The organism is Pseudomonas sp. Pc102 (genome assembly GCF_018408275.1).
Taxonomy (GTDB): Bacteria; Pseudomonadota; Gammaproteobacteria; order Pseudomonadales; family Pseudomonadaceae; genus Metapseudomonas; species Metapseudomonas tohonis.
On the sequence record NZ_AP021905.1, the window covers coordinates 3,245,900 to 3,271,350 of the forward strand.

Genomic DNA, 25,451 nt, shown 5'->3' on the forward strand with positions numbered 1-25,451 from the left:
TCAGCGTCCTTTGAAGCTCGGGGTGCGTTTCTCCATGAAGGCACCGACGCCCTCGCGGTAGTCCTCGCTGCGCCCGGCCAGGCGCTGCAGGTCGCGCTCCAGCTCGAGCTGCTGGTCGAAGCCGTTGTCCAGGCTGGCGTTGAGGGCGCGCTTGATCAGGGCCAGGCCGTAGGTGGGCTGGGTGGCCAGGTGGCGCGCCAGCTTGAGGGCCTCGTCGCGCAGTGCGGCGTCGTCCACCACGCGGTGGATCAGCCCCCATTGCTCGGCCTGCTCGGCGCTCAGCCGCTCGCCCAGCAGGGCCAGGGCCTTGGCACGGGCCATGCCGACCAGGCGCGGCAGGCTCCAGGTGCCGCCGGAATCGGGGACCAGGCCGATCTTGCAGAAGGCCTGGATGAAGCTGGCCGAACGCGCCGCCAGCACTAGGTCGCAAGCCAGCGGGAGGTTGGCGCCGGCACCGGCGGCCACGCCGTTGACCGCGCAGATCACCGGCAGCGGCAGGTCGCGCAGGGCACGGATCAGCGGGTTGTAGAAGCGCTCGATGGACAGCCCCAGGTCGGGCATCTCGGCACCCGGCGCGACATTGCGGTCGGCCAGGTCCTGTCCGGCACAGAAGCCACGGCCTTCGCCGGTGAGCAGCAATACGCGCACCTCCGGGTCCTGGCGCACGCGCTTGAGGGCCTCGCGGACCTCGCCGTGCATGGCGGCGTTGAAGCTGTTCAGCTGTTCGGGGCGGTTGAGGCTGAGGGTGGCGACCCCGGCCTCGATGGAAAACAGGATGTGCTCGAAATTCATGGCGTGCGCTCTATGGAGTCGAGTGGTGGGCGGCCGGGTCAGCGGCCGGTGAATTCGGGGGGCCGTTTCTCGCGGAAGGCGGCGAGGCCTTCTTCGCGGTCGGCTGTGCCGGCCAGCAGGGTGAAGGCGTGGCGCTCGAAGCGCAGGCCGCTGGCGAGGTCGGTGTCTTCGGCCTTGAGCAGCGCCTCCTTGGCCAGTCGCAAGGCGAGGGGTGCCTTGCTGGCGATGACGCGGGCGATGGCCAGGGCGCGCTCGACGGTGAATTCCGGCTGGGTCACTTCGCTCACCAGGCCGGCGCGCTGGGCGTGGCGGGCGTCGATGGCCTCGCCGCTGAGCACCATCTGCATGGCCAGGGACTTGCCCACGGCGCGCAGCAGGCGCTGGGTGCCGCCGGCGCCCGGCATGATGCCGAGGTTGATTTCCGGCTGGCCGAAGCGGGCGTCCTCGCCGGCGATGAGGATGTCGGCGTGCATGGCCAGCTCGCAGCCGCCGCCCAGGGCGAAGCCGTTGACTGCGGCGATCAGGGGTTTGGGGAAGCGGGCGATGCGTTGCCAGTGGGCCTGGCGCGGGTCGTCGAGGATGCCGACCAGGTCGCGCTCGGCCATCTCGTTGATGTCGGCGCCGGCGGCGAAGGCCTTGCGGCTGCCGGTGAGCACCACCACGCGGGTCTGCGGGTCGCGCTCGGCGTCGTCCAGTTCCAGTGCCAGTTCGCCCAGCAGCTGGGTGTTCAGGGCGTTGAGCGCTTCCGGGCGTTGCAGGGTGATGAGGCGCACGCCTCTATCCGGTGGCAGGACGACGAGAGTCTGGGGCATGGAAGGGGCCCTCACGGCGCACGCACGGCATCTGGGCCGGCATTTGTTGTTGGATTGCCAGGCATCCGTCCGAGGGGCGGGCTGGCGTTTGCCGGAGTATACGCATGAAGCGATACAAAACAATAAGTATTGAATTGTATTTGTGTGTCTTTAATGGAGTGTCTTCTTGCGCTTCCTGGCGTGGAAGGTGTTGGCCTTTCGTCTGCGCGTGCGGTTGTTTTCCAGTATTCATGCGGGCTTTGGGCAGCAGTCAGTGGCTTTGCGTCAACCGATACGCGATCGCTGGCTTTATCCGATAAAAATGATGTGATACAAGTTGAGCCATCTGCCGCATCGCTTTTTGTTGCGGTACCCGCTTGCGAGGATCGACCATGAGCCACCTTTTCCTGCTTCAACCCATCGCGCGGGGTGTTGCGCCATGACCTGCTACAGCCTCGACGGCCTGGTTCCGGTGGTCGACCCGAGCGCCTACGTGCACCCGTCGGCGGTGCTGATCGGCGACGTGATCATCGGCCCCAACTGCTATGTGGGCCCGCTGGCCAGCCTGCGCGGCGACTTCGGGCGGATCGTCCTGGAGGAGGGCGCCAACATCCAGGACACCTGCGTGATGCACGGCTTCCCGGAAAGCGACACGGTGGTGGAGCGCAATGGCCATATCGGCCACGGCGCGGTGCTGCACGGCTGCCGCATCGGCGAGGACGCCCTGGTGGGCATGAATGCGGTGGTGATGGATGGCGCCCATATCGGTGCGCGCTCCTTCGTCTCCGCCGCGGCCTTCGTCAAGGCGCGCTTCGCGTGCCCGGAGCAGTCCCTGGTCATGGGCGCCCCGGCCGAGGTGAAGCGCCGCCTCAGCGACGAGGAAGTGGCCTGGAAGCAGCGCGGCACCCGGGAGTACCAGGTGCTGGCGCGACGCTGCATGGCCAGCCTGGTGGCCTGCGAGCCGCTGGCGGCGGTGGAGGCCGGTCGCCCGCGCAACCGCGTCGACGGCCTGCGTCCGAAGGGGGAGTCGGCATGAGTGCGGCTGTGGTCAGCGCGCCGATGCGACGGGTATATTCGGCAACTTTCCAGCGCCCGGTTCGCCCATGACGTCCCTCGCTCCCCTGCAGCACCTCATCACCCGTTTCCAGGAGCAGACGCCGCTGCGCGCCAGCTCCCTGATCATCACTCTCTACGGCGATGCCATCGAGCCCCATGGCGGCACCGTGTGGCTGGGCAGCCTGATCCAGCTGCTGGAGCCGATCGGCGTCAATGAGCGGCTGATCCGCACCTCGATCTTCCGCCTGACCAAGGAAGGCTGGCTCACCGCCGAGAAGGTCGGCCGGCGCAGCTACTACAGCCTCACCGGCACCGGGCGGCGGCGTTTCGAGAAGGCCTTCAAGCGGGTGTACAGCTCCAGCCTGCCGGCCTGGGACGGCTCCTGGTGCCTGGTGATGCTCTCGCAACTGCCCCAGGAAAAGCGCAAACAGGTGCGCGAGGAGCTGGAGTGGCAAGGTTTTGGTGCGATTTCTCCCATCGTGCTGGCCTGCCCGCGTTGCGACCGCATGGACGTGAACGCCACCCTGCAGGACCTCGACGCCCTGGAGGAAACCATCGTCTTCGAGACCACCGCCCAGGATGTACTCGCCTCCAGGGCCCTGCGCATGCAGGTTCGCGAGAGCTGGAACATCGACGAGCTGGCGGCGCACTACAGCGAATTCATCCAGCTGTTCCGCCCGCTGTGGCAGGCGCTGCGCGAACAGGAGGCGCTGCAGCCGCAGGACTGCTTCCTGGCACGAACCCTGCTGATACACGAGTACCGCAAATTGCTGCTGCGCGACCCGCAGCTGCCCGACGAGCTGCTGCCGGGCGACTGGGAAGGGCGTGCGGCGCGCCAGCTGTGCCGCAATATCTATCGCCTGGTGCAAGCCAAGGCCGAGGAGTGGCTCAATGGCGCACTGGAAACCGCAGACGGACCCCTGCCGGATGTCGGCGAAAGTTTCTATCGGCGATTCGGCGGGCTTAAATAGGGCTCCCTGTCTCGAAATGCCCCGGAGGGCGAAGTGCTTGGCGTGTCCCGCCGGGCCGCACCGCAGGTTGCGGGATGGCACGGAGGAAGAATGAACGAAGGTCGCCTCGATGCGGCCTTGAATAACAATAAGAAAGCTAGCCAGAGGCTCCATGGCCATGACTGCACGTGCACTGAGAACCGACCGCTTCGACGAATGGCTGCAGCGGATCAACCAGGTATGCGGACGCTTCTGCGCCAAGACCCTCGGGGATGAATTCTCCGGGGCGGTCCGCGAATACAAGTCCGGCGCCATCAAGCTGAGTTTCGTCGATGTCGCCCAGGCCCGGCTCTATCGCACCGAGCACGAGGTGGCGCAGAGCGACAGCCGGCATTTCTTCGCCGCCTTCCAGCTGCAGGGCGAGGCGAACATGGAGCAGGGCGGCAACCGCGTGCGCCTGGCGCCCGGCGACATCACCCTGATCGACTCCTCGCTGCCCAGCGACTTCACCTACGGCGCCAATTCCCGGCAGCTGTCGTTGATCCTGCCGCGCCACCTGGTGGAGCAGAACCTGCGCTACGGCAGCGTGCGTTGCGCGCAGAAGATCGCCGCCACCTCGCCGATCGCGCTGCTCACCCATCGCCTGGTGCTGGAGGCCAGCCAGCACGAGTGCCTCAGCCAGCACGAGAGCGAGGCGACCCTGGATGCGGTGGTCAGCCTGCTGCGCCCGGCCATCAGCGCCGTCGATGCCGAGGGCGACGTGCATGAGCGGGTGTTCCGCAAGACCCTGGACTTCATCGATGCGCACATCCGTTCCGAGGAGCTGTGCCCGGAGCTGCTGGCACGCGAGGTGGGGGTTTCGGTGCGCGGCCTGTACCGCATGTTCTCGCGCAAGGGGCTGGTGGTGGCGCAATACATCAAGAACCGCCGCCTGGACTTCTGCGCCGAGTCCCTGCGCCTGGGCGGCGCCGAGCAGAAGCTTTCCGCCCTCGGCTATTCCTGGGGCTTCTCGGATTCCAGCTATTTCTCCACCGCCTTCAAGGCGCGCTTCGGCGTTTCTCCCGGCGAGTACCGCAAGCGCTATCAGCACTAGACGATCCTGGGCTGCGCGACTGCAGGGGCGAATTCATTCGCCCAGGCAGCGCGCAGCGCTGCCACAGGGTCCCGATCCGCTCCGTTTCCTGTTTGGATTGCGGGCGGTGATGCGGGCGTGGATGCGGGTGCAGGTGCAGGTGTGGCCAAGAGGGCGGTGCGGGTGGCGGCATGGCGGGCAACTCCGTTGCCCTTGGGCGAATGAATTCGCCCCTACGGGCGTTCCCGGGCGGGTGGGTGCCGGGTTTCTTCGCGAATGAATTCGCTCCCACAAGAGCGGCGCATTTTCTGCGCAAATGAAAACGGCAGCGCCTTGGCGCTGCCGTCGGGTGACCGTGCTTAGCGGATCACATGCCGTAGTTGCGGCGGAACTGGGCGATCAGCTTCTCCGGCTTGGGCTCTTCCTTGGTCAGGACGTAGACCACGCGCTGGCCGTCGGGGCCGCCGCCGATGTCGACGTAGCTGAAGGTGGGCTCGCCGATCTTGTACATGTCCATCATGTCGCCGTAGCGGCTGAACACGTAGATGATGCCTTCTTCGTCACGCAGCTCGCCGTAGAACGGCTGGGCCGGCGGCAGGCTGACGTCCAGGAAGCGCTGGGCGCTGGTCTTGGCTTCCTTGCCCTGGTCGTCGGCCTTGAGGATCAGGGTGATGTCGCGGTCGAAGCCGTCCTTCTTGCCGGTGGCTTTCTTCAGCGGGGCGGTGCCGTTCTGCATGAAGCCGCGATAGGTGGCGTAGTCGTCGAAGACGAACAGCTCCTTCTCGGTCCGGATCTGATACCAGTCCTCGTTGTTCAGCGCCTCGACCTTGGCCGGGGCGGCCGGCTGGGTGCTGCAGGCGGAAACGGCGATGGCCAGCGCGGCCAGGGTCAGCGATTGGATCAGGGTTTTCTTGTAGGGCATTTCATGGTCCTCCCCAGGATTGGTGAGACGCGAATCTGCCCGAGTCGTGTGACGGCGAGATGACGGCGATATGCCAGAAGTATTACGGCAAGGTTTCGGCGCCGGAAACGCCTGCTTTCAAACGCATGCAGGCAAAAGTTAAAGTAAATTCTATATTTTTCAACTCTATATGAATCAAGGAGTTGCGAGCGATTTGTAATCTTGAGTGTGATGAATCGAGCGACCTGCGGAGGCCCGCCTGTGCCCGCTTTTGTGGGAGCGAATTCATTCGCGAAGAAGCACACAGGCGACGCGGATTCGTGCCATGAATCGTCCTTCGGAGCGAGACCCGTAGGAGGGAGCTCTGCTCGCGAATGGCCCTGGCACCCTCCCATTGACCACCGTTGGGCCTCGCTACGCTCGGCGCCAACCTACGGCGGTGTGGCACGGCCCGGGATTGGGTTGTGACACCAGGCATCGCCGGTGGAGGTAAGGAGCGACCTCCATCCTGCATTCCGGGGCAGGCCCTGTTCTGAGAAAAAGAAAAGGCGACGGTTCGCACCGTCGCCTTGAGGGCCCGTTCGGCTGGGGGAGCCTGCGGGGCATCGAGGGTAAAGGGTCAGCCGCGGTAGTAGCGCTGCGGCACGAAGGGGGTCTTGGCGACCTTCATCGCCACGCGCTTGCCACGCACCACGGCCCAGATCTCGCTGTCGAGCGCGGCGTGGGCGGCGTTGACGTAGCCCATGGCCACCGGGCCGCCCAGGGTGGGGCCGAAGCCGCCGCTGGAGACGCGGCCGATGACGGTGCCGTCGGCGTCGACGATCTCGGCGCCTTCGCGCACCGGTACGCGTTCCTGGGGCAGCAGGCCGACGCGCTTGGCGGCCACGCCCTCGCGCTGCTGGGCGAAGATGCGCTCGGCACCGGGGAAGTCGCCGGCGCGCTCGCCATCGGCGCGGCGCACCTTGGAGATGGCCCAGGCCAGGCTGGCGTCGATGGGGGTGGTGGCGGTGTCCATGTCGTGGCCGTAGAGGCACAGGCCGGCCTCCAGGCGCAGCGAGTCGCGGGCGCCGAGGCCGATGGCCTGGACTTCCGGCTCGGCCAGCAGGGCGCGGGCCAGGGCCTCGGCCTTGTCGGCGGGCACGGAGATCTCGTAGCCATCCTCGCCGGTGTAGCCGGAGCGGCTGACGTAGCACTCGACGCCCAGCAGGCGGGCGCTGCCGAACTGCATGAAGGTCATCTTCGCCACCTCGGGCGCCAGGCGTGCCAGCACGGTGACTGCCGCCGGGCCCTGCAGGGCGAGCAGGGCGCGTTCCTCGAACAGCGGCTCGATCTCGCAACGGTCGCCGATGTGCGCGCGCAGGTGGGCCAGGTCCTGGTCCTTGCAGGCGGCGTTGACCACCAGGAACAGCTCGTCCGCCCCCAGGCGCGCCACCATCAGGTCATCGAGGATGCCGCCGTTGGCATCGGTGAACACGGCGTAGCGCTGCAGGCCCACCGGCAGGTCGATGATGTCCACCGGCACCAGGGTCTCCAGGGCCTTGGCGGCGTCGCTGCCACGCAGGCGGATCTGCCCCATGTGGGACACATCGAACAGCCCGGCCTGCTCACGGGTGTGCAGGTGCTCCTTCATCACGCCCAGCGGGTACTGCACCGGCATGTCGTAGCCGGCGAAGGGAACCATTTTCGCTCCGAGTTCGAGGTGGAGGCTGTGCAGCGGGGTCTTGGCGAGGGTCATGGGGATTCCTTCTGTTAGCTGGAAGCTTGAAGCCAGAAGCTGGAAGCGAGAGCAAGAACCGTCTTCAGGCTTCCGGCTTTCAGCTTCAAGCTGCTGTCGATCAACATTCAATGATGTTCACGGCTAGGCCGCCGCGAGCGGTTTCCTTGTATTTGCTCTTCATGTCGGCCCCGGTCTGGCGCATGGTGCGGATGACCTTGTCCAGGGAGATGAAGTGCTGGCCGTCGCCGCGCAGGGCCATGCGGGCGGCGTTGATGGCCTTCACCGAACCCATGGCGTTGCGTTCGATGCAGGGCACCTGGACCAGGCCGCCGACCGGGTCGCAGGTCAGCCCCAGGTTGTGTTCCATGCCGATCTCGGCGGCGTTCTCCACCTGTTGCACGCTGCCGCCCATGACTTCGCACAGCGCGCCGGCGGCCATGGAGCAGGCCACGCCGACTTCGCCCTGGCAGCCCACTTCGGCGCCGGAAATGGAGGCGTTCTCCTTGTAGAGGATGCCGATGGCGGCGGCGGTGAGCAGGAAGCGCTCCACGCCCTCGTCATTGGCACCGGGGACGAAGCGTGCGTAGTAGTGCAGCACCGCCGGGACGATGCCGGCCGCGCCGTTGGTGGGCGCGGTGACCACGCGCCCGCCGGTGGCGTTCTCCTCGTTCACCGCCAGGGCGTAGAGGTTGACCCAGTCGAGCACCGTCAGGCTGTCGCGCAGGGCGGCCTCCGGGCGCTCGCTGAGCTGGCGGAACAGGGCGGCGGCGCGGCGCTTGACCTTGAGCCCGCCGGGCATGATGCCTTCCTTGCGGCAGCCGGCCTTCACGCAGTCCTGCATCACCTGCCAGATGCGCTGCAGCCCGGCGCTGGTCTCCTCGGGGCTGCGCCAGGCCTTTTCGTTCTCGCGCATCAGTGCGCTGATCGAGAGGCCGCTGGCGGCGCAGTGGGCGAGCAGTTCCTTGCCGGTCTTGAAGGGGTAGGCGAGCGGGGTCTGGTCCTCGACGATGCGGTCGTGCCCGGCGGCTTCCTCGTCCACCACGAAACCGCCGCCCACCGAGTAGTACTCGCGCGAGCGCAGCTGCAGCCCGGCGGCATCGAAGGCGCGGAAGATCATGCCGTTGGGGTGGTAGGGCAAGGGCCGGCGGATCATCGCCAGGTGGTCCTTCTCGACGAAGCGGATGGCCTTCTCGCCACCCAGGCGCAGCTCGCCGTCCTTGCGCATGCGCGCCAGGCGGGTGTCGATGTGTTCGGTATCCACGGTGTCGGGCTGTTCGCCTTCCAGGCCGAGCAGCACGGCCTTGTCGCTGCCGTGGCCCTTGCCGGTGGCGCCGAGGGAGCCGTAGAGCTCCACCCGCAGGACTTCCGTGGCGGCCAGCAGGCCTTCGCGGCGCAGGCCGTCGACGAAGCGCGCGGCCGCCCGCATCGGGCCGACCGTGTGGGAGCTGGAAGGGCCGATGCCGATCTTGAACAGGTCGAAGACGCTGAGGGACATGGTGTCGCTCCTGAGCCTGGATCGTGCTCGTTGTTATTGGGTCAGCGTAGACACTGGGGGATATCGGGCCTCGCGGCCCGACGGTCGTTCGGTGGGCCCCGCGTTCGCGGGAGTGACAGGGCACCCGCAAGGCGCCCCGTGCATCGTCATTCCCGCGCAGGCGGGAACCCGCTGGGTCGGTCAGGCGTCCTGGTACGCCTCGATGGACGGGCAGGCGCAGACCAGGTTGCGGTCGCCGAAGACGTTGTCGACACGGCCCACCGGCGGCCAGTACTTGCCGTCCACCAGGCTGGCGGTCGGGTACACGGCCTGTTCGCGGCTGTAGGGGTGGGTCCACTCGCCGACCAGCTCCGCCGCGGTGTGCGGGGCGTTCTTCAGCGGGTTGTCGTTGGCGTCCAGGGCGCCGGTCTCCACCGCGCGGATCTCGTTGCGGATGCGGATCATGGCGTCGCAGAAGCGGTCCAGCTCTTCCTTGGACTCGCTCTCGGTCGGCTCGATCATCAGCGTGCCGGCCACCGGGAAGGACATGGTGGGGGCGTGGAAGCCGAAGTCGATCAGGCGCTTGGCCACGTCGTCGACGCTGATGCCGCTGCTGTCCTTGAGCGGGCGCAGGTCGAGGATGCACTCGTGGGCCACCAGGCCGTTGGTGCCGGTGTAGAGCACCGGGTAGTGCTCTTCCAGGCGACGGGCGATGTAGTTGGCGTTGAGGATCGCCATCTGCGAGGCGCGACGCAGGCCGGCGCCACCCATCATGCGGATGTACATCCAGGTGATCGGCAGGATGCTGGCGCTGCCGAAGGGCGCGGCGCTGACCGCGCCTTCCTTGCGCGCCAGATGGCCGTGGCCGGGCAGGAAGGGCGCCAGGTGGGCCTTGACGCCGATCGGGCCGACGCCCGGGCCGCCGCCCCCGTGGGGGATGCAGAAGGTCTTGTGCAGGTTCAGGTGGGACACGTCGCCGCCGAACTGGCCCGGGGCGCAGAGGCCGACCATGGCGTTCATGTTGGCGCCGTCGATGTACACCTGGCCGCCGTTGGCGTGGATGATCTCGCAGATTTCGCGGATGCCTTCCTCGAACACGCCGTGGGTGGAGGGGTAGGTGATCATGATCGCGGCGAGGCGGTCGCGGTGTTCCTCGGCCTTGGCCTTGAGGTCGGCGATGTCGACGTTGCCGCGGGCGTCGCAGGCGGTCACGACCACGCGCATGCCGACCATGTTGGCGGTCGCCGGGTTGGTGCCGTGGGCCGATTGCGGGATCAGGCAGATGTCGCGCTGGTCGTCGCCACGGCTCAGGTGGTAGGCGCGGATGGCCAGCAGGCCGGCGTACTCGCCCTGGGAGCCGGCGTTGGGCTGCAGCGACACGGCGTCATAGCCGGTGGCGGCGCAGAGCATGGCTTCCAGCTCGGTGGTCAGCTGCTGGTAGCCCTCGGACTGCTCGGCCGGGGCGAAGGGGTGCAGGTTGCCGAACTCGGCCCAGGTGACCGGGATCATCTCGCTGGCGGCGTTCAGCTTCATGGTGCAGGAGCCCAGCGGGATCATGCTGCGGTCCAGCGCCAGGTCCTTGTCGGCCAGCTTGCGCATGTAGCGCATCAGCTCGGTTTCGGAGTGGTAGCGGTTGAATACCGGGTGGGCGAGGATCGCCGACTCGCGCAGCAGCGCGGTGGGCAGGCGGCTGGGGATGGTCGCGGCCAGCTCGGCGAAGGCGGGCAGTGCCTGGCCGTCGGCGAAGATCGCCCACAGCGCTTCGACGCTGGCCTGGGTGGTGGTCTCGTCGAGGGAGAGGCCCAGGCGCTGGTCGTCGACCACGCGCAGGTTGATGCGGTGCTCGCGGGCCTTGGCGTGCAGCTCGGCGGTGCGCGCGCCGGTGGCCAGGGTCAGGGTATCGAAGAAGCTCTGCTGCTCGACGGTGACGCCCAACTTGGCCAGGCCCTGGGCGAGGATGGCGGTGAGCTGGTGCACGCGCTTGGCGATGCGGGTCAGCCCCTGCGGGCCGTGGTACACGGCATACATGCTGGCGATGTTGGCCAGCAGCACCTGCGCGGTGCAGATGTTGCTGGTGGCCTTCTCGCGGCGGATGTGCTGCTCGCGGGTCTGCATGGCCAGGCGCAGGGCCGGCTTGCCGTGGCGGTCGATGGAGACGCCGACGAGGCGGCCCGGCATGTCGCGCTTGAAGGCGTCGCGGGTGGCGAAGTAGGCCGCGTGCGGACCGCCGAAGCCCAGCGGCACGCCGAAGCGCTGGGCGCTGCCCAGGGCCACGTCGGCACCGAACTCGCCCGGGGCCTTGAGCAGGGTCAGGGCCAGCAGGTCGGCGGCCACGGCCACCAGGGCGCCGGCGGCGTGGAAGCGCTCCACCAGCTCGGCGTTGTCGAACAGGTCGCCATTGCTGGCCGGGTATTGCAGCAGCGCGCCGAAGTAGGGGCTGGCGTCGGTCAGCTCGCGCTCGTCACCTACTACCACTTCGATGCCCAGCGGCTCGGCGCGGGTGCGCAGCACGTCGAGGGTCTGCGGGTGGCAGTGGCGGGAGGCGAAGAAGGCGTTGCCGGCCTTGTTCTTCGACAGGCGCTTGCAGAAGGTCATGGCCTCGGCGGCGGCAGTGCCTTCGTCGAGCAGCGAGGCATTGGAGATCGGCAGGCCGGTGAGGTCGCTGATCAGGGTCTGGAAGTTCAGCAGCGATTCCAGGCGGCCCTGGGAGATTTCCGGCTGGTACGGGGTGTAGGCGGTGTACCAGGCGGGGTTTTCCAGCAGGTTGCGCAGGATCGGCGAGGGCGTGTGGGTGCCGTAGTAGCCCTGGCCGATGTAGTTGGTGAACAGCTGGTTCTTGCCGGCGATGGCCTTGATCGCGGCGAGGGCGTCGGCCTCGCTCTGGCCCGGGCCCATGTCGAGCACGCTGGTGCCCTTGATGCTGTCCGGGATGACGCTGGTGCTCAGGGCTTCCAGATCGGCGTAGCCGAGCAGGTCGAGCATGGCCTGGGTATCGGCGTCGCGCGGGCCGATGTGGCGGGCGATGAATTCATTGGCGGTGCCGAGGGCGTTGGTCTGGGTGGGCATGGTCGGGCTCCTCAGGCGTTCTTGATCAGGGCTTCGTACGCGGCGCGGTCCATCAGGTCGGCCAGCACGGCGTTGTCGGCCAGGCGCATGCGGAAGAACCAGCCCTTGCCGAGCGGGTCTTCGTTGACCAGTTCGGGGCTGTCGTTGAGGGTTTCGTTGATTTCGAGCACGTCGCCGTCCAGCGGCATGACGATGTTGCTGGCGGCCTTGACCGATTCCAGCACCGCGACTTCCGCGCCCTGCGCATAGGCCTGGAGCTCCGGCAGCTGAACGAAGACCACGTCACCCAGCGCCTCCTGGGCGTACTCGGTGATGCCCACGGTCACCTGGCCATCGGCCTCCAGGCGCAGCCATTCGTGTTCGGCGGTGAAACGCAACTCGCTCATTCGGAACTCCTCGATGCTTTGGCCCGGTTCTTTGCCGGGCGCTCTATGGACCCCCGCACGGAACGACGTCCCGTGCTGTCTGGTCGGCTAGTTAGCAAGGGTGGTGCCAGGATGGTCATGGCCAGATAAAACAAGGGGTTGGAGGTGATTCGAGAGGTCTTGCACGAAGATGGGTGTAGCGAAAACGCTACAGAAAATGAGGGTTTTCCACGGGGCGCAGGGGGCGTGTCAGGAACGGCGGGGTGCGGGGCCGGATGTTACGGAGTCGTTACGCTGTAGTGAATTCGCTACAGGTCAAGGTTGTCATGAATTAAAATCCATATAAATCAATAAATTAGGATTGTTTTGTAGAAAAATATGAGGTTTTAAGCCGTAGGATGGCGTAGAGCGAAGCGAAACCCATCGAGAAGGTGCCGGGAGCCAGCATGGGTTTCGCTTCGCTCTACCCATCCTACGTGGCGACTCCTTTTAAAATAATCAATTAAAACAGTTGGATATGGAAATATATTGAGGTGTTACATCAGCTTTTGCCGGGTATCCCGTACTTGCGCAAGCGGTGGGCGATGGCGGTGTGCGAGGTCTGCAGCCGTGCCGCCAGCTGGCGCGTGGAGGGGTAGCGGGTGAAGAGCTTTTCCAGCAGCGCGCGCTCGAAGTTCTCCACGGCCTCTTCCAGGCTGTTCACCTCGCCGTCGTTCTGGCGGGCGACGGCGGTGCCGGCGATGTCCAGGTCGCCTATCTCGACGATGCTGCTCTCGCAGATCGCCGCGGCGCGGAAGATCACGTTCTGCAACTGGCGCACGTTGCCGGGCCAGCGGTTACCCAGCAGCGCCGGATAGGTGCCCGGCGCCAGGCGGCAGGGCGGGCGCTGGATCTGGGTGCAGGCCTGCTGCATGAAGAAGCGTGCCAGCAGGAGGATGTCCTGCCCCCGTTCGCGCAGCGGCGGCACGTCCAGGTTGAGCACGTTGAGTCGGTAGAACAGGTCCTCGCGGAAGCTGCCCTCGGCCACCATCTTCTCCAGGTCGCGGTGGGTGGCGCTGAGGATGCGCACGTCCACCTTCACCTCGCGATCGCCGCCCACCCGGCGGAAGCAGCCATCGCTGAGAAAGCGCAGCAGCTTGGCCTGCAGGTAGGGCGACATCTCGCCGATCTCGTCGAGGAACACCGTGCCCTGGTTGGCCAGCTCCAGCAGCCCCGGCTTGCCGCCGCGCTGGGCGCCGGTGAAGGCGCCCGGGGCATAGCCGAACAGCTCGCTTTCGGCGAGGTTCTCCGGCAATGCCGCGCAGTTCAGCGCCAGGAACGGCTGGTTGTGCCGCGCGCTGACGGCGTGGCAGGCCCGCGCCACCAGCTCCTTGCCGGTGCCGGTCTCGCCGTTGATCAGCAACGGCGCGTCCAGGGCCGCCACGCGCAGGGCGCGGGCCTTGAGGGTGCGGATGGGCTGGGAGTCGCCCAGCAGCGCGTCGAAGCCTTCGGCGTGATCGTGGTGCAGGGCCGAGAGGCGCTCGCCGATGCGATTGGGCAGGTAAAGGGTGAGCAGCGCACCGGCCAGGTGCTCGCCTTCGGTGATGGGCACGGCGTCGAGCATCAGCGCCTGGCCCTTGAGCGTCACCTCGCGCAGCGGCAGGCGGAAACCCTGCTCGCGCAGCACGTTGTGCAGGCTGTCGTCGGCGAACAGCTGGGCCAGCGTCGCGCCTTCCAGTTCACCGCCATGCAGGGCCAGCAGCGCCGGGTTGGCCAGCAGCACGCGGCCGTCCCGGTCCACCGCCAGCACCGGGTCGGTCATGGCCGCCAGCAGTGCATCCAGCTGCAGCCGGTGGCGCTGGCCGGGGAGGATGTCCACCACCGTCACCTCCTGCACGCCATGCACCTTGTGCAGCGCGCCGCGCAGCTCGTCCAGCACCTCGGCGCTGAGGGTGGGCGCGTCGATGTAGACGTTCGGCGGGACCATCTCCACCGCGTCCAGGTTGAGGTTGCGCCCGCCCAGCAGGGCGAGGACTTCCTGGGTGATGCCGACGCGATCGATGAAGGTGACGTGAATGCGCATGGAAGGCGGAGCCGCTGGATGAAAGCCGCAGATTATGCCCGCTCGGGGTGGTGCGGGGCCATGGCTTGTGCCGTGCAGCGGAACCGGCCGCCGGTGGCCCCGGAGAAAGTTCGAACTTTGCCCCGCGAGGGGGTTCGGAACTAGCACACCACTTCCGCAACCCGGCGCGGCCCCAGCCGGCCTCCATGCGCCGGTCAGAAGGAGCCAGACCGATGTCCCTGAACACCCCAGCCGAGTCCGCCGCGCGCCTTTCCGGGGCGCTGCAACTGGATGAGGCCCTGGCCTTCCCGCGTATCGCCATCGAGTCCGTCGAGCCCCAGCTGGAGGGCGGCCGCTTCGCCGCCAAGGCCATCGAGGGCGAGGCCCGCACCGTCACGGCGGTGATCTTCGCCGATGGCCACGACAAGCTCGCCGGCCAGGTGCTCTGGCGCCTGGTCGAGGACCCCGAGTGGCAGCGCGTGCCCCTGGAGTTCCTCGGCAACGACCACTGGCAGGCCAGCTTCGTGCCGCCGCGCGTAGGCCGCATGGTGTTCGCCGTGGAAGCCTGGTGGGACCTCTACGGCAGCTACTGCTACGAGCTGTCGAAGAAGCACGGCGCCGGCGTGCCCATCAAGCTGGAGCTGCAGGAAGGCGAGCTGTTGCTGCGCCAGGCCCTGGAACAGGCCCCGGCGGCCCTGGTGGACGAGCTGCAGGCGCTGCTCACGCGCCTGGAGGAGACCCCGTCCATCGACGAGCGCGTGGCCCTGCTGCTGGCGCCCGGGACCGTGGCCGCCGTGACCCGGGTCGAGGCCCATCCCCACCGTGTGCGCAGCCCGCTGTACCCGCTGGACGTGGAACGCAAGCGGGCCGAGTTCGCCAGCTGGTACGAACTGTTCCCGCGCTCGACGGCCAACGACGGCAAGCGCCACGGCACCTTCCGCGACGTCATCGCGCGGCTGCCGGACATCCAGGCCATGGGCTTCGACGTGCTCTACTTCCCACCCATCCACCCCATCGGCCGTACCCACCGCAAGGGGCCGAACAACTCCCTCAAGGCCGGCCCGGACGACCCCGGCAGCCCCTACGCCATCGGCAGCGCCGAGGGCGGCCACGAGGCCATCCACCCGCAACTGGGCAGCCGCGAGGACTTCCAGGCCCTGGTCCAGGCCGCCCGCGAGCACGGCCTGGAGATCGCCCTCGACTTCGCCATCCAGTGCTCCCCGGACCACCCCTGGCTGGCCCAGCACCCCGGCTGGTTCAGCTGGCGCCCCGACGGCAGCATCCGCCACGCCGAGAACCCGCCGAAGAAGTACGAGGACATCGTCAACGTCGACTTCTACGCCCGGGATGCCCAGCCCGACCTGTGGCTGGCCCTGCGCGACGTGGTCAAGGGCTGGGTGGAGCAGGGCGTGACCCTGTTCCGCGTCGACAACCCGCACACAAAGCCGCTGCCGTTCTGGGAATGGCTGATCGCCGACATCCGCGCCGCCCATCCCGAGGTGATCTTCCTCGCCGAGGCCTTCACCCGGCCGGCGGTCATGGCGCGCCTGGGCAAGGTCGGCTTCACCCAGAGCTACACCTACTTCACCTGGCGCAACACCAAGGAGGAGCTCGCCCAGTACTTCACCGAGCTCAACCAGCCGCCCCTGTGCGACTGCTACCGGCCGAACTTCTTCGTCAACACGCCGGACATCAACCCCTTCCCGCTGCACGGCCAGGGCCGCGCCGCCTTCCTCATCCGCGCCGCCCTGGCGACCATGGGTTCCGGCCTCTGGGGCATGTACTCGGGCTTCGAGATCTGCGAGTCGGCACCGGTGCCGGGCAAGGAGGAGTACCTGGATTCGGAGAAGTACCAGCTGCGCCAGCGCGACTACCGGGCGCCCGGCAACATCGTCAGCGAGATCGCCCAGCTCAACCGCATCCGCCGCGCCAACCCGGCGTTGCAGACCCACCTGGGGCTGCAGGTCTACAACGCCTGGAACGACAACATCCTGTACTTCGGCAAGCGCACCGCCGACCGCTCCAACTTCATCCTCATCGCCATCAGCCTCGACCCGCACAACGCCCAGGAGGCGCACTTCGAGCTGCCGCTGTGGGAACTGGGCCTGCCCGAGGACGCCGCCACCCACGGCGAGGACCTGATGAACGGCCACACCTGGACCTGGCACGGCAAGACCCAGTGGATGCGCATCGAGCCCTGGCACCAGCCCTTCGGCATCTGGCGCATCCGCGCCGCGACCTGAGGGCAGAGCCATGGCGAAGAGACAGCGGCCCGCCGCCTTCCTCAACGACCCGCTCTGGTACAAGGACGCGGTGATCTACCAGGTGCACGTGAAGTCGTTCTTCGACTCCAACAACGACGGCATCGGCGACTTCCCCGGCCTGATCGACAAGCTCGACTACATCGCCGAGCTGGGCGTGAACACCATCTGGCTGCTGCCGTTCTACCCCTCGCCACGGCGCGACGACGGCTACGACATCGCCGAATACCGCGGCGTGCACCCCGACTACGGCAGCATGGCCGACGCCCGCCGCTTCATAGCCGAAGCCCACCGCCGCGGCCTGCGGGTGATCACCGAGCTGGTCATCAACCACACCTCCGACCAGCACCCCTGGTTCAAGCGCGCCCGCGAGGCGAAGAAGGGCTCCCGGGCGCGGGACTACTACGTCTGGTCCGACACCGACCAGCACTACCAGGGCACGCGGATCATCTTCCTCGACACCGAGAAGTCCAACTGGACCTGGGACCCGGTGGCCGGGCAGTACTTCTGGCACCGCTTCTACTCCCACCAGCCCGACCTCAACTTCGACAACCCCCAGGTGATGCGCGAAGTGCTCGCCGTGATGCGCTTCTGGCTCGACCTGGGCGTCGACGGCCTGCGCCTGGACGCCATCCCGTACCTGATCGAGCGCGACGGCACCCACAACGAGAACCTCCCCGAGACCCACCAGGTGCTCAAGCGCATCCGCGCCGAACTGGACGCCAAGTACCCCGACCGCATGCTCCTGGCCGAGGCCAACCAGTGGCCCGAGGACACCCAGCTGTATTTCGGCGGCAACGAGAGCGGCGAGGGCGACGAATGCCACATGGCCTTCCACTTCCCGCTGATGCCGCGCATGTACATGGCCATCGCCCAGGAAGACCGGTTCCCCATCACCGACATCCTGCGGCAGACCCCGGACATCCCCGCCAACTGCCAGTGGGCCATCTTCCTGCGCAACCACGATGAGCTGACCCTGGAAATGGTCACCGACCAGGAGCGCGACTACCTCTGGGACTACTACGCCGCCGACCGCCGCGCGCGCATCAACCTGGGGATCCGCCGGCGCCTGGCGCCCCTGGTGGAGCGCGACCGCCGGCGCATCGAGCTGCTCAACAGCCTGCTGCTGTCCATGCCCGGCACGCCGACCCTCTACTACGGCGACGAGATCGGCATGGGCGACAACATCTTCCTCGGCGACCGCGACGGCGTGCGCACGCCCATGCAGTGGTCCATCGACCGCAACGGCGGCTTCTCCCGCGCCGACCCCGCGAGCCTGGTGCTGCCGCCGATCATGGACCCGCTCTACGGCTTCCAGACCATCAACGTCGAGGCCCAGGCGCGCGATCCGCACTCGCTGCTCAACTGGACACGGCGCATGCTCGCCGTGCGCAAGCAGCAGAAGGCCTTCGGGCGCGGCAGCCTGAAGATGCTGTCACCGGCCAACCGCCGCATCCTCGCCTACCTGCGCGAGTACACCGGGCCCGACGGCCGCCACGAGATCGTCCTCTGCGTGGCCAACCTGTCCCGCGCCGCCCAGGCCGCCGAACTCGAGCTCTCCGCCTACGACGGCAAGGTGCCGGTCGAGATGGTCGGTGGCTCGCCATTCCCGCCGATCGGCCAGCTCAACTACCTGCTGACCCTGCCGCCGTACGGCTTCTACTGGTTTCTGCTCGCAGACGAGGCGCAAATGCCCACCTGGCACGTACCCCCCGTGGACCGGCTGCCCGAGCTGCCCACCCTGGTCATCAAGCACGACCTGCAGGAGCTGCTGCGCGGCGCTGCCGGCGGCACCCTGGCGCGGGAATCCCTGCCGGCCTACCTGCCCAAGCGCCGCTGGTTCTCCGGCGACGGCGCGGGCGAGGTGCGCCTGCTCTATGCCGTGCCCTTCGGCGAGGCGGACGAGCTCTGCGTGCTGGCCGAGGTGGAAAGCCGCGACGGCGAGCGCCGCGAGCACTACCAGTTGCCGCTGGCTTTCGTCGCCGAACACCAGGCGGGCAGCGCCGTGCCCGAGCAACTGGCCCTGGCGCGCCTGCGCCGGGGGCGCCAGGTCGGCCTGCTCACCGACGCCTTCACCCTGCCGGGCTTCGTCCGCCAGGTGGTGCGCCAGCTGAGTCGCGGCCAGGTGCTGCGCTGGCAGGGCAGCGAGCTGCAGTTCGCCCCGACCTCGCGCCTGGTGGACTTCATCGGCGCCCTGGACGGCGACGTCAACCTCGTCTCCGCCGAGCAGTCCAACAGCTCGGCGGTGATCGGCGAGAGCATGGTGCTCAAGCTGGTGCGCCGGGTGCTGCCCGGCATCCACCCGGAAACCGAGATGGGCGGCTACCTCACCGAGCAGGGCTTCGCCAACATCCCGCCGTTGCTGGGCGAGGTGCGCCGGGTCGACGAAGCGGGCACCCCGCACACGCTGATGGTGCTGCAGGCCTTCCTCAGCAACCAGGGCGACGCCTGGCAATGGACGCAGAACACCCTGGAACGCGCCGTGCGTGACGAGCTGGCCGGTGGCGTGTCCGGGCTGGAGAGCCAGTACACCGCGCTGGTGGAACTGGAGGCCTTCGCCCGCATGCTCGGCCGCCGTCTCGGCGAGATGCACGAGGTGCTCGCCCGCCCCAGCGACAACCCCGACTTCGGCTACCGGGGCAGCGACACGGCGCAAACCGGCGCCTGGGCCCACAGCGTCGGCGTGCAGCTGCGCGAGGCACTGGAGCGGGTGGCCGAATCCCGCGAAGGCCTTTCCGACTCCGCCCGGGCGCTGGCCGACTGGCTGGGCAGCCACCAGGCCGGGCTGCTGGAGGTGGTCGACAAGCTGGCCCTGCGCAGCGCCGGCGGCATCCGCATCCGCGTGCACGGCGACCTGCACCTGGGGCAGGTACTGGTGGCCCAGGGCGATGCCTTCATCATCGACTTCGAAGGCGAGCCGACCCGCAGCCTGGACGAGCGCCGCGCCCACCACAGCCCGCTGAAGGACGTGGCCGGCATGCTGCGCTCCTTCGACTACGCCGCCGCCATGGCCCTGCGCAACGCCCAGGGCGCCGATGCCTCCAGCGAGGCCGAGGCGGCCCGCCAGCGCATCGCCAGCGCCTACCGCAGCCAGGCCCGCACGGCCTTCCTTGACGCCTATCGGCTGGCCGCCGCCAACCTGCCGCACGCCTGGCACGAGCGTGACGGCGAGGTCGCCGCCCTGGCGCTGTTCAGCATCGAGAAGGCCGCCTACGAAATCCTTTACGAAGCCCGCTACCGCCCCGATTGGCTGGATGTGCCGATGCTGGGGCTGGTGGAACTGGGCCGCCATCTCCTGGGGAGCAAGAAATGAATGATGTGACGATGGAGCAGGGCGCCGACCGCGCCCAGATCGAGGCACTGGTGCGTGCCGAGCACGGCGACCCCTTCGCCTTCCTCGGCCCGCACCATGACGACCAGGGCCCGGTGGTCCGGGCCTACCTGCCGGGCGCCCTGGGCGTCGAGCTGCTGGATGGCGACAGCGGCCAGACCCTGTGCCCCTTCGAACAGGCCGCCACGCCGGGCCTGTTCATCGCCCGGCCCGCGCAGCTGCAGCGCTACCGCCTGCGCATCCACTGGAGCGAAGGCGTGCAGGAAACCGAAGACCCCTACGCCTTCGGCCCGCTGCTGGGCGAGACCGACCTCTACCTGTTCGCCGAGGGCAACCATCGCGAACTGGGCAAGGTCTTCGGCGCCCAGCTCACCGAGCACGAGGGCGTGCCCGGCGTGCGTTTCGCCCTGTGGGCGCCCAATGCCCGGCGCGTCTCCGTGGTGGGCGCGTTCAACGGCTGGGACGGGCGCCGCCACCCCATGCGCCTGCGCCACCCGGCGGGGGTCTGGGAGCTGTTCGTGCCCCGCCTGCAGGCGGGCGAGGTGTACAAGTACGAGCTGCTCGGCCAGCACGGCCTGCTGCCGCTCAAGGCCGACCCGGTGGCCCTGGCCACCGAGCTGCCGCCGGCCACCGGCTCGGTGGTCAGCGCGCCGCTGGACTTCCACTGGCAGGACCAGGACTGGATGGACGGCCGCCAGCGCGGCCAGGCCCATGACCGCCCGCTGTCGATCTACGAAGTGCACGTCGGCTCCTGGCGCAAGGAGGGTGGCAACGACGGCCGCGTGCTCAACTGGCACGAGCTGGCCGAACAGCTGATTCCCTACGTGCAGGAGCTGGGCTTCAGCCATATCGAGCTGCTGCCGATCATGGAGCACCCCTTCGGCGGTTCCTGGGGCTACCAGCCGCTGTCGCAGTTCGCGCCCACCTCGCGCTACGGCAGCCCGCGCGACTTCGCCGCCTTCATCGACGCCTGCCACCGCGCCGGCATCGGCGTCATCCTCGACTGGGTGCCGGCGCATTTCCCCACCGACGCCCACGGCCTGGGCCGCTTCGACGGCACCGCGCTGTACGAGTACGAACACCCCTTCGAGGGCTTCCACCAGGACTGGGACACCTACATCTACAACCTCGGCCGCACCGAGGTGCACGGCTTCATGCTGGCCTCCGCGCTGCACTGGCTGCGCGCCTACCACATCGACGGGCTGCGCGTGGACGCCGTGGCCTCGATGCTCTACCGCGACTACTCGCGCAAGGACGGCGAGTGGATCCCCAACCGCCACGGTGGGCGCGAGAACCTGGAGGCCATCGACTTCCTGCGCCATCTCAACGACGTGGTCGCCACCGAGGCGCCGGGCGCGCTGGTGATAGCCGAGGAGTCCACCGCCTGGCCCGGCGTCAGCCGGCCCACCCGCGAGGGCGGCCTGGGCTTCGCCTACAAATGGAACATGGGCTGGATGCACGACAGCCTGAAGTACGCCAGCGAAGACCCGGTCAACCGCAGCCATCACCACCACCAGCTGACCTTCGGCCTGCTCTACGCCTTCTCCGAGCACTTCATCCTGCCCATCTCCCATGACGAGGTGGTGCACGGCAAGCGCTCGCTGCTGGACAAGATGCCCGGCGACCGCTGGCAGAAGTTCGCCAACCTGCGCCTCTACTTCAGCTTCATGTGGAGCCATCCGGGCAAGAAGCTGCTGTTCATGGGCTGCGAGTTCGGCCAGTGGCGCGAGTGGAGCCATGACAGCGAACTGGACTGGTACCTGCTGCGCTACGGCGAGCACCAGGGCGTGCAGACCCTGCTGCGCGACCTCAACGCCCTGTACCGCGCCGAGCCTGCGCTGCACCAGCTGGACGGCGTCGCCGAAGGCTTCCAGTGGCTGATCGGCGATGACAAGGCAAACAGCGTCTACGCCTGGCTGCGCAAGGGCCAGGACGGCGCGCCCCTGCTGGTGGTGCACAACTTCACCCCCGTGCCGCGCTCGGGCTACCGCATCGGCGTACCGCTGCCCGGCACCTGGCAGGTGCTGCTCAACAGCGATGCCGAAGGGTACGCCGGCAGCAACGCCGGCACCCTCGCCGAAGCGCACGCCGAGGACGAGGCCAGCCACGGCCAGCCCCACTCCCTGGTGCTCGACCTCCCGCCGCTGGGCGCGTTGATCCTCAAGCCCACCTCGACCTAGGTTGGCGTGAGCAAGGCGAGGCCCAACGGTGAGAGGTCGGGCCGGGCGCAAGGGCGAGGTTTGCGTAGGGTGGAGGTCGCTTTTCACCTCCACCAGCGGTGTTTCGCCGGGCCGCGATGGTGGATGGGTGAAGCGCCATCCACCCTACACACTGCGTTGGGCTTCGTGCCTCAACCCAACCTGCATCCGCGCCAGGACGGCTCCAAGTTGTGGGAGCGGCTTCAGCCGCGAAAGACCCACGGCCGGCACAAGGTTTCGCGCGGCCGGACATCCCATCGCGAATGAATTCGCTCCTACAAGGGGCGGTAGCCCGGCTGCAGGCCGTAGGTTGGCGCCGAGCGCAGCGAGGCCCACCGGTGCGGGGCCGGCTCTGCTGCGTTGGGCTTCGTGCCTCAACCCAACCTGCATCCGTGCCAGGACGGCTCCAATTTTGTGGGAGCGGCTTCAGCCGCGAAAGACCCACGGCCGGCACAAGGTTTCGCGCGGCCGGACATCCCATCGCGAATGAATTCGCTCCCACAAGGGGCGGTAGCCCGGCTGCAGGCCGTAGGTTGGCGCCGAGCGCAGCGAGGCCCACCGGTGCGGGGCCGGCTCTGCTGCGTTGGGCTTCGTGCCTCAACCCAACCTGCATCCGTGCCAGGACGGCTCCAATTTTGTGGGAGCGGCTTCAGCCGCGAAAGACCCGCAGCCGGCACAAGGTTTCGCGCGGCTGGACATCCCATCGCGAATGAATTCGCTCCTACGGGAACGGCCCCAGCACCTGGCGGTAATGCTCCGCGCCTTGCGCTGTCTGGCGGGTGAGGGTGAGTTCCAGGCCCTGGGGGTTCTCCACCGGGGTGCCGGTGAGGGCGGTCCAGCCCTTGCCGGGGCGCCAGGTGCGCAGGTCGAAGTCGCTCACGCCACTCATCACCGCCACGCCCTTGCCGGGTGCCGGCAGCGGGTAGCGCGAGCCGGCGCTGGAGGCGGCGCGGTACAGGGTGTCGCCCTCCACCCACCAGCGCACCCGCAGCAGCAGGCCGGGGCGGGACGGGGCGACGCGGACCAGCTCCAGGCGCGGCGGCCCGTTGCCGCCACCGCGCAGTACCAGGGCCGGCGGCCCGGAGCGGATCGGCAGCGCGTCGGCGTCGGCGTCCGGGCGCAGGGGTTCCAGCAGCTCGGTGGTGGCGCGTTGGGCCAGGTCGCGCTGCAACTGGTTGAGCGCGCGCAGCAGCTCATCGTTGCGTTCGGCAGTTGCCTGCAGGTGCGCGTCGCTGCGGCTCACGCTGTCCAGGCCGCGCCAGGCCACCAGCGACACCAGGGCCATCAGCAGGATCGCCACCATCACCTCGATCAGGGTGAAACCATGCTGACCCCTCATCACTGCACCTCGATGCGGCCGGACGGCTCGCGCACGACCCTGACGCTGTTGTGCCCATCCGACAGCTCGATGCGCGCCGGCTCGCCGATCCACTCGGCGTCGATCAGCAGCCAGCGCCCGCTGCTCAGGCGCACGTCCAGCGGGCTCACCTGCCAGGTGCGCGGGCGCAGCTGCGGGTCGCCGGCGAACACCCGCGCATCGGCACCGCCATCTTCCAGGCGCAGGAAGCGGTAACCGCGTGCGTCCGGCTGCCAGGCGATGGCGCGACCGTCAGCGCGGGCCTCGTCCTGGGCACTCTGCAACAGCAGCGCCAGGCGCTTGGCGTCCTCGCGCAGCAGGCGCGCCGGGTCGGGGCGGATGCTCAGGCTCACCGCCGCCGTGGCGATGCCGACGATCACCAGCACCACCATCAGCTCGATCAGGGTGAACCCCCGTTGCGCGTGCCCGGCACACTCGGGAGGAGATGACATAAAACCGTGAAGATCGGCTGCTAGCGTCGGCGCCAGGAATTTCCGGAGAACCGTCGCATGCGCCTTGTCAGCCGCTTCAACCCCGCCGCATGGGTCCAGGGCACCGCACTGGCGGCGACCCTGGCGGGCCTGGTCACCTGGGGCTTGCTGCTGGGCGACCCCGGGCCCCAGCAGGCCCAGGCGCTCAGCCGGGCCCCGCAGCCGGTGCCTGCCGCCGCCCGGGAGGCGGCGCAATGGTTCGCCAGCCGCGCCAGCCAGCTGGACGTGCGCCTCACCGGGCTGTTCGCCGGGGAGCGTGGCGCCGTGGCCATCCTCGCGGTGGACGACGCGCCGCCCCGCGCCTTCCTCGCTGGCGAGAGCCTGGGGGAGGGCGTACGCCTGGACGCCATCGAACGGGACGCGGTGATCATCGCCCGGGGCGGTGAAACCCAGCGCCTGTCCATCGCCCGCCTGCCCGACGCGCCGCCGCTGCCCTCGCTGCGCTGAGTTCACGGCGTCACCTGCAGGCGGTCGCGCGCCACCAGGGTTTCCAGGCGCGCCAGGGGCGGGCCGCCACGTTCACGGTCGTACACGCGCAGGCTCAGTTGCAGCAGGTCGCCCAGCGGGGTCACGCGCTGCTCGCAGCTCAACCGCAGGCGCCCCTGATCACAGTCCAGCACCTTGCGGCCGACACCCGGCAGCCCCTCCAGGCGCAGCTCGGCGAGGCGCGACTGGGCCGCCAGCAGGGCGATGGAACGGTCGCGCAGCAAGCCGTCGGCCTGGGTCATCTGCCCGGCGGCACGCACCGCCGCCGACATGGCCACGGCAACGATGGCCAGCGCCACCAGCACTTCGATCAGGGTGAAACCGGCCGCTTGCCGGGGCGTTGCGTGGGCCTTGCGCATGGGCGGGTCACGGGTCGGTGAAGGAGGCTCCAGCCTAGCGCCGGCGTCTGACGAAACGCTGACGGAAACACCGGAGGACGGCGCCCCCAAACGCGGGCCTATCGGCGCGCAGCCCCCTGCCACGGGCGTCGTGGCGGGGCGCGGGGGAAATCCTCCCGAGGATTTTCAATACCAGTGACATATGCGCTTGGAACAATCCGGGTCGACAGGACGGGCCCGCCTCCACGGAGCGGGCCGAGGCAGACCCAAGGAGTGTCGAGATGGATATCGCGCGGTTCAGCTCCCCGGTTCGCGGCCGGAATGGCCAGCAGGGCTTCACCCTCATCGAGATCATGGTGGTGGTGGTGATCCTCGGCATCCTCGCCGCCATGGTGGTGCCCAAGGTGCTCGACCGCCCCGACCAGGCCCGTGCCACCGCCGCTCGCCAGGACATCGCCGGGCTGATGCAGGCGCTCAAGCTCTACCGCCTCGACCAGGGCCGCTACCCGAGCCAGAACGAAGGCCTGAAGGTGCTGGTGGAACGCCCGGCGAACGCCACCTCGAGCAACTGGCGCTCCTACCTCGAGCGCCTGCCCAACGACCCCTGGGGCCGCCCCTACAACTACCTCAACCCCGGCGCCAACGGCGAGGTGGACATCTTCTCCCTGGGGGCCGACGGCCAGCCCGAGGGCGAGGGCGTCAATGCCGACATCGGCTCCTGGCAGCTGTAGGCCGCGCCGTGCATCCCCTGGCCAGCCAGCGCG

At 68.4% G+C, this 25,451-nt stretch carries 20 protein-coding genes; 9 read left to right on the forward strand and 11 right to left on the reverse strand.

The window, feature by feature from the left end:
• A complete protein-coding gene (gene paaG / locus PHLH3_RS15045) occupies nt 1-792 on the reverse strand; it encodes a 2-(1,2-epoxy-1,2-dihydrophenyl)acetyl-CoA isomerase PaaG (RefSeq protein WP_213630270.1) in 792 nt (263 codons plus the stop codon).
• A 38-nt stretch (nt 793-830) separates the two neighbouring features.
• A complete protein-coding gene (gene paaF / locus PHLH3_RS15050) occupies nt 831-1,604 on the reverse strand; it encodes a 2,3-dehydroadipyl-CoA hydratase PaaF (RefSeq protein ID WP_213630272.1) in 774 nt (257 codons plus the stop codon).
• Between the two features lie 166 nt (nt 1,605-1,770).
• On the opposite strand from paaF, the gene PHLH3_RS15055 reads away from it, so the two are divergent.
• From PHLH3_RS15055 to feaR, 4 genes are all read left to right on the forward strand, one after another.
• Nucleotides 1,771-1,914 carry a hypothetical protein gene (locus tag PHLH3_RS15055; RefSeq protein ID WP_213630274.1) on the forward strand — a complete coding sequence of 48 codons (144 nt, stop codon included), beginning with the start codon at nt 1,771-1,773 and terminating at the stop codon, nt 1,912-1,914.
• Nucleotides 1,915-2,022: 108 nt separating this feature from the next.
• Nucleotides 2,023-2,619, forward strand: coding sequence for a phenylacetic acid degradation protein PaaY (gene paaY / locus PHLH3_RS15060; protein ID WP_213630276.1), 597 nt, complete (start codon nt 2,023-2,025; stop codon nt 2,617-2,619).
• A gap of 67 nt (nt 2,620-2,686) precedes the next feature.
• Nucleotides 2,687-3,610 carry a phenylacetic acid degradation operon negative regulatory protein PaaX gene (paaX, locus tag PHLH3_RS15065; protein ID WP_043247187.1) on the forward strand — a complete coding sequence of 308 codons (924 nt, stop codon included), beginning with the start codon at nt 2,687-2,689 and terminating at the stop codon, nt 3,608-3,610.
• 157 nt (nt 3,611-3,767) lie between these two features.
• The gene (feaR, locus tag PHLH3_RS15070) at nt 3,768-4,682 is read left to right on the forward strand and encodes a transcriptional regulator FeaR (RefSeq protein ID WP_173179630.1); all 915 of its coding nucleotides are present in this window, start codon (nt 3,768-3,770) and stop codon (nt 4,680-4,682) included.
• A 346-nt stretch (nt 4,683-5,028) separates the two neighbouring features.
• Here feaR and PHLH3_RS15075 read toward each other — a convergent pair whose 3' ends face one another.
• The 6 genes from PHLH3_RS15075 to PHLH3_RS15100 all read right to left on the reverse strand — a co-directional run bounded on the left by PHLH3_RS15075 (nt 5,029) and on the right by PHLH3_RS15100 (nt 14,246).
• Nucleotides 5,029-5,583, reverse strand: coding sequence for a hypothetical protein (locus PHLH3_RS15075; RefSeq protein WP_111262645.1), 555 nt, complete (start codon nt 5,581-5,583; stop codon nt 5,029-5,031).
• A gap of 598 nt (nt 5,584-6,181) precedes the next feature.
• Nucleotides 6,182-7,297 carry a glycine cleavage system aminomethyltransferase GcvT gene (gene gcvT / locus PHLH3_RS15080; RefSeq protein ID WP_213630278.1) on the reverse strand — a complete coding sequence of 372 codons (1,116 nt, stop codon included), beginning with the start codon at nt 7,295-7,297 and terminating at the stop codon, nt 6,182-6,184.
• Between the two features lie 100 nt (nt 7,298-7,397).
• Nucleotides 7,398-8,774 (reverse strand): L-serine ammonia-lyase, encoded by a 1,377-nt coding sequence (locus tag PHLH3_RS15085; protein WP_213630280.1) that lies wholly within the window; start codon nt 8,772-8,774, stop codon nt 7,398-7,400.
• A 180-nt stretch (nt 8,775-8,954) separates the two neighbouring features.
• Nucleotides 8,955-11,819, reverse strand: a complete 2,865-nt coding sequence (gene gcvP / locus PHLH3_RS15090; RefSeq protein WP_213630282.1) for an aminomethyl-transferring glycine dehydrogenase — start codon at nt 11,817-11,819, stop codon at nt 8,955-8,957.
• 11 nt (nt 11,820-11,830) lie between these two features.
• On the reverse strand, nt 11,831-12,205 hold the full coding sequence (gcvH, locus tag PHLH3_RS15095; RefSeq protein ID WP_173179622.1) for a glycine cleavage system protein GcvH: 375 nt from the start codon (nt 12,203-12,205) through the stop codon (nt 11,831-11,833).
• Between the two features lie 520 nt (nt 12,206-12,725).
• Nucleotides 12,726-14,246, reverse strand: coding sequence for a sigma-54-dependent transcriptional regulator (locus PHLH3_RS15100; RefSeq protein WP_213630284.1), 1,521 nt, complete (start codon nt 14,244-14,246; stop codon nt 12,726-12,728).
• A 212-nt stretch (nt 14,247-14,458) separates the two neighbouring features.
• On the opposite strand from PHLH3_RS15100, the gene PHLH3_RS15105 reads away from it, so the two are divergent.
• Genes PHLH3_RS15105 through glgB form a run of 3 tightly spaced genes read left to right on the forward strand, consistent with a single transcriptional unit; the run spans nt 14,459 to nt 21,997 of the window.
• Nucleotides 14,459-16,468: an alpha-1,4-glucan--maltose-1-phosphate maltosyltransferase gene (locus PHLH3_RS15105; protein WP_213630285.1), complete on the forward strand. Its 2,010-nt coding sequence runs from the start codon at nt 14,459-14,461 to the stop codon at nt 16,466-16,468.
• 10 nt (nt 16,469-16,478) lie between these two features.
• A complete protein-coding gene (gene treS / locus PHLH3_RS15110) occupies nt 16,479-19,799 on the forward strand; it encodes a maltose alpha-D-glucosyltransferase (protein ID WP_213630287.1) in 3,321 nt (1,106 codons plus the stop codon).
• On the forward strand, nt 19,796-21,997 hold the full coding sequence (gene glgB, locus PHLH3_RS15115; protein WP_213630289.1) for a 1,4-alpha-glucan branching protein GlgB: 2,202 nt from the start codon (nt 19,796-19,798) through the stop codon (nt 21,995-21,997). Before treS ends, glgB begins: the two co-directional genes overlap by 4 nt.
• A 739-nt stretch (nt 21,998-22,736) precedes the next feature.
• Here the strand turns inward: glgB and PHLH3_RS15120 are convergent.
• Both PHLH3_RS15120 and gspH read right to left on the reverse strand, forming a co-directional pair.
• The gene (locus tag PHLH3_RS15120; RefSeq protein ID WP_213630291.1) at nt 22,737-23,354 is read right to left on the reverse strand and encodes a prepilin-type N-terminal cleavage/methylation domain-containing protein; all 618 of its coding nucleotides are present in this window, start codon (nt 23,352-23,354) and stop codon (nt 22,737-22,739) included.
• A complete protein-coding gene (gene gspH, locus PHLH3_RS15125; RefSeq protein WP_175384263.1) occupies nt 23,354-23,824 on the reverse strand; it encodes a type II secretion system minor pseudopilin GspH in 471 nt (156 codons plus the stop codon). Before gspH ends, PHLH3_RS15120 begins: the two co-directional genes overlap by 1 nt.
• Before the next feature lie 57 nt (nt 23,825-23,881).
• On the opposite strand from gspH, the gene PHLH3_RS15130 reads away from it, so the two are divergent.
• Entirely contained in the window at nt 23,882-24,310 is a 429-nt protein-coding gene (locus PHLH3_RS15130) for a type II secretion system protein N (RefSeq protein ID WP_213630292.1), read from the forward strand.
• A 2-nt stretch (nt 24,311-24,312) separates the two neighbouring features.
• On the opposite strand, the gene gspI is transcribed toward PHLH3_RS15130, so the two are convergent.
• Complete coding sequence (gene gspI, locus PHLH3_RS15135) at nt 24,313-24,708, reverse strand: type II secretion system minor pseudopilin GspI (protein ID WP_213630294.1); 396 nt, start codon at nt 24,706-24,708, stop codon at nt 24,313-24,315.
• A gap of 260 nt (nt 24,709-24,968) precedes the next feature.
• Here gspI and gspG point away from each other — a divergent pair, with 260 nt between their 5' ends.
• A complete protein-coding gene (gene gspG / locus PHLH3_RS15140; protein WP_173180200.1) occupies nt 24,969-25,418 on the forward strand; it encodes a type II secretion system major pseudopilin GspG in 450 nt (149 codons plus the stop codon).
• Nucleotides 25,419-25,451: the final 33 nt, after the last annotated feature.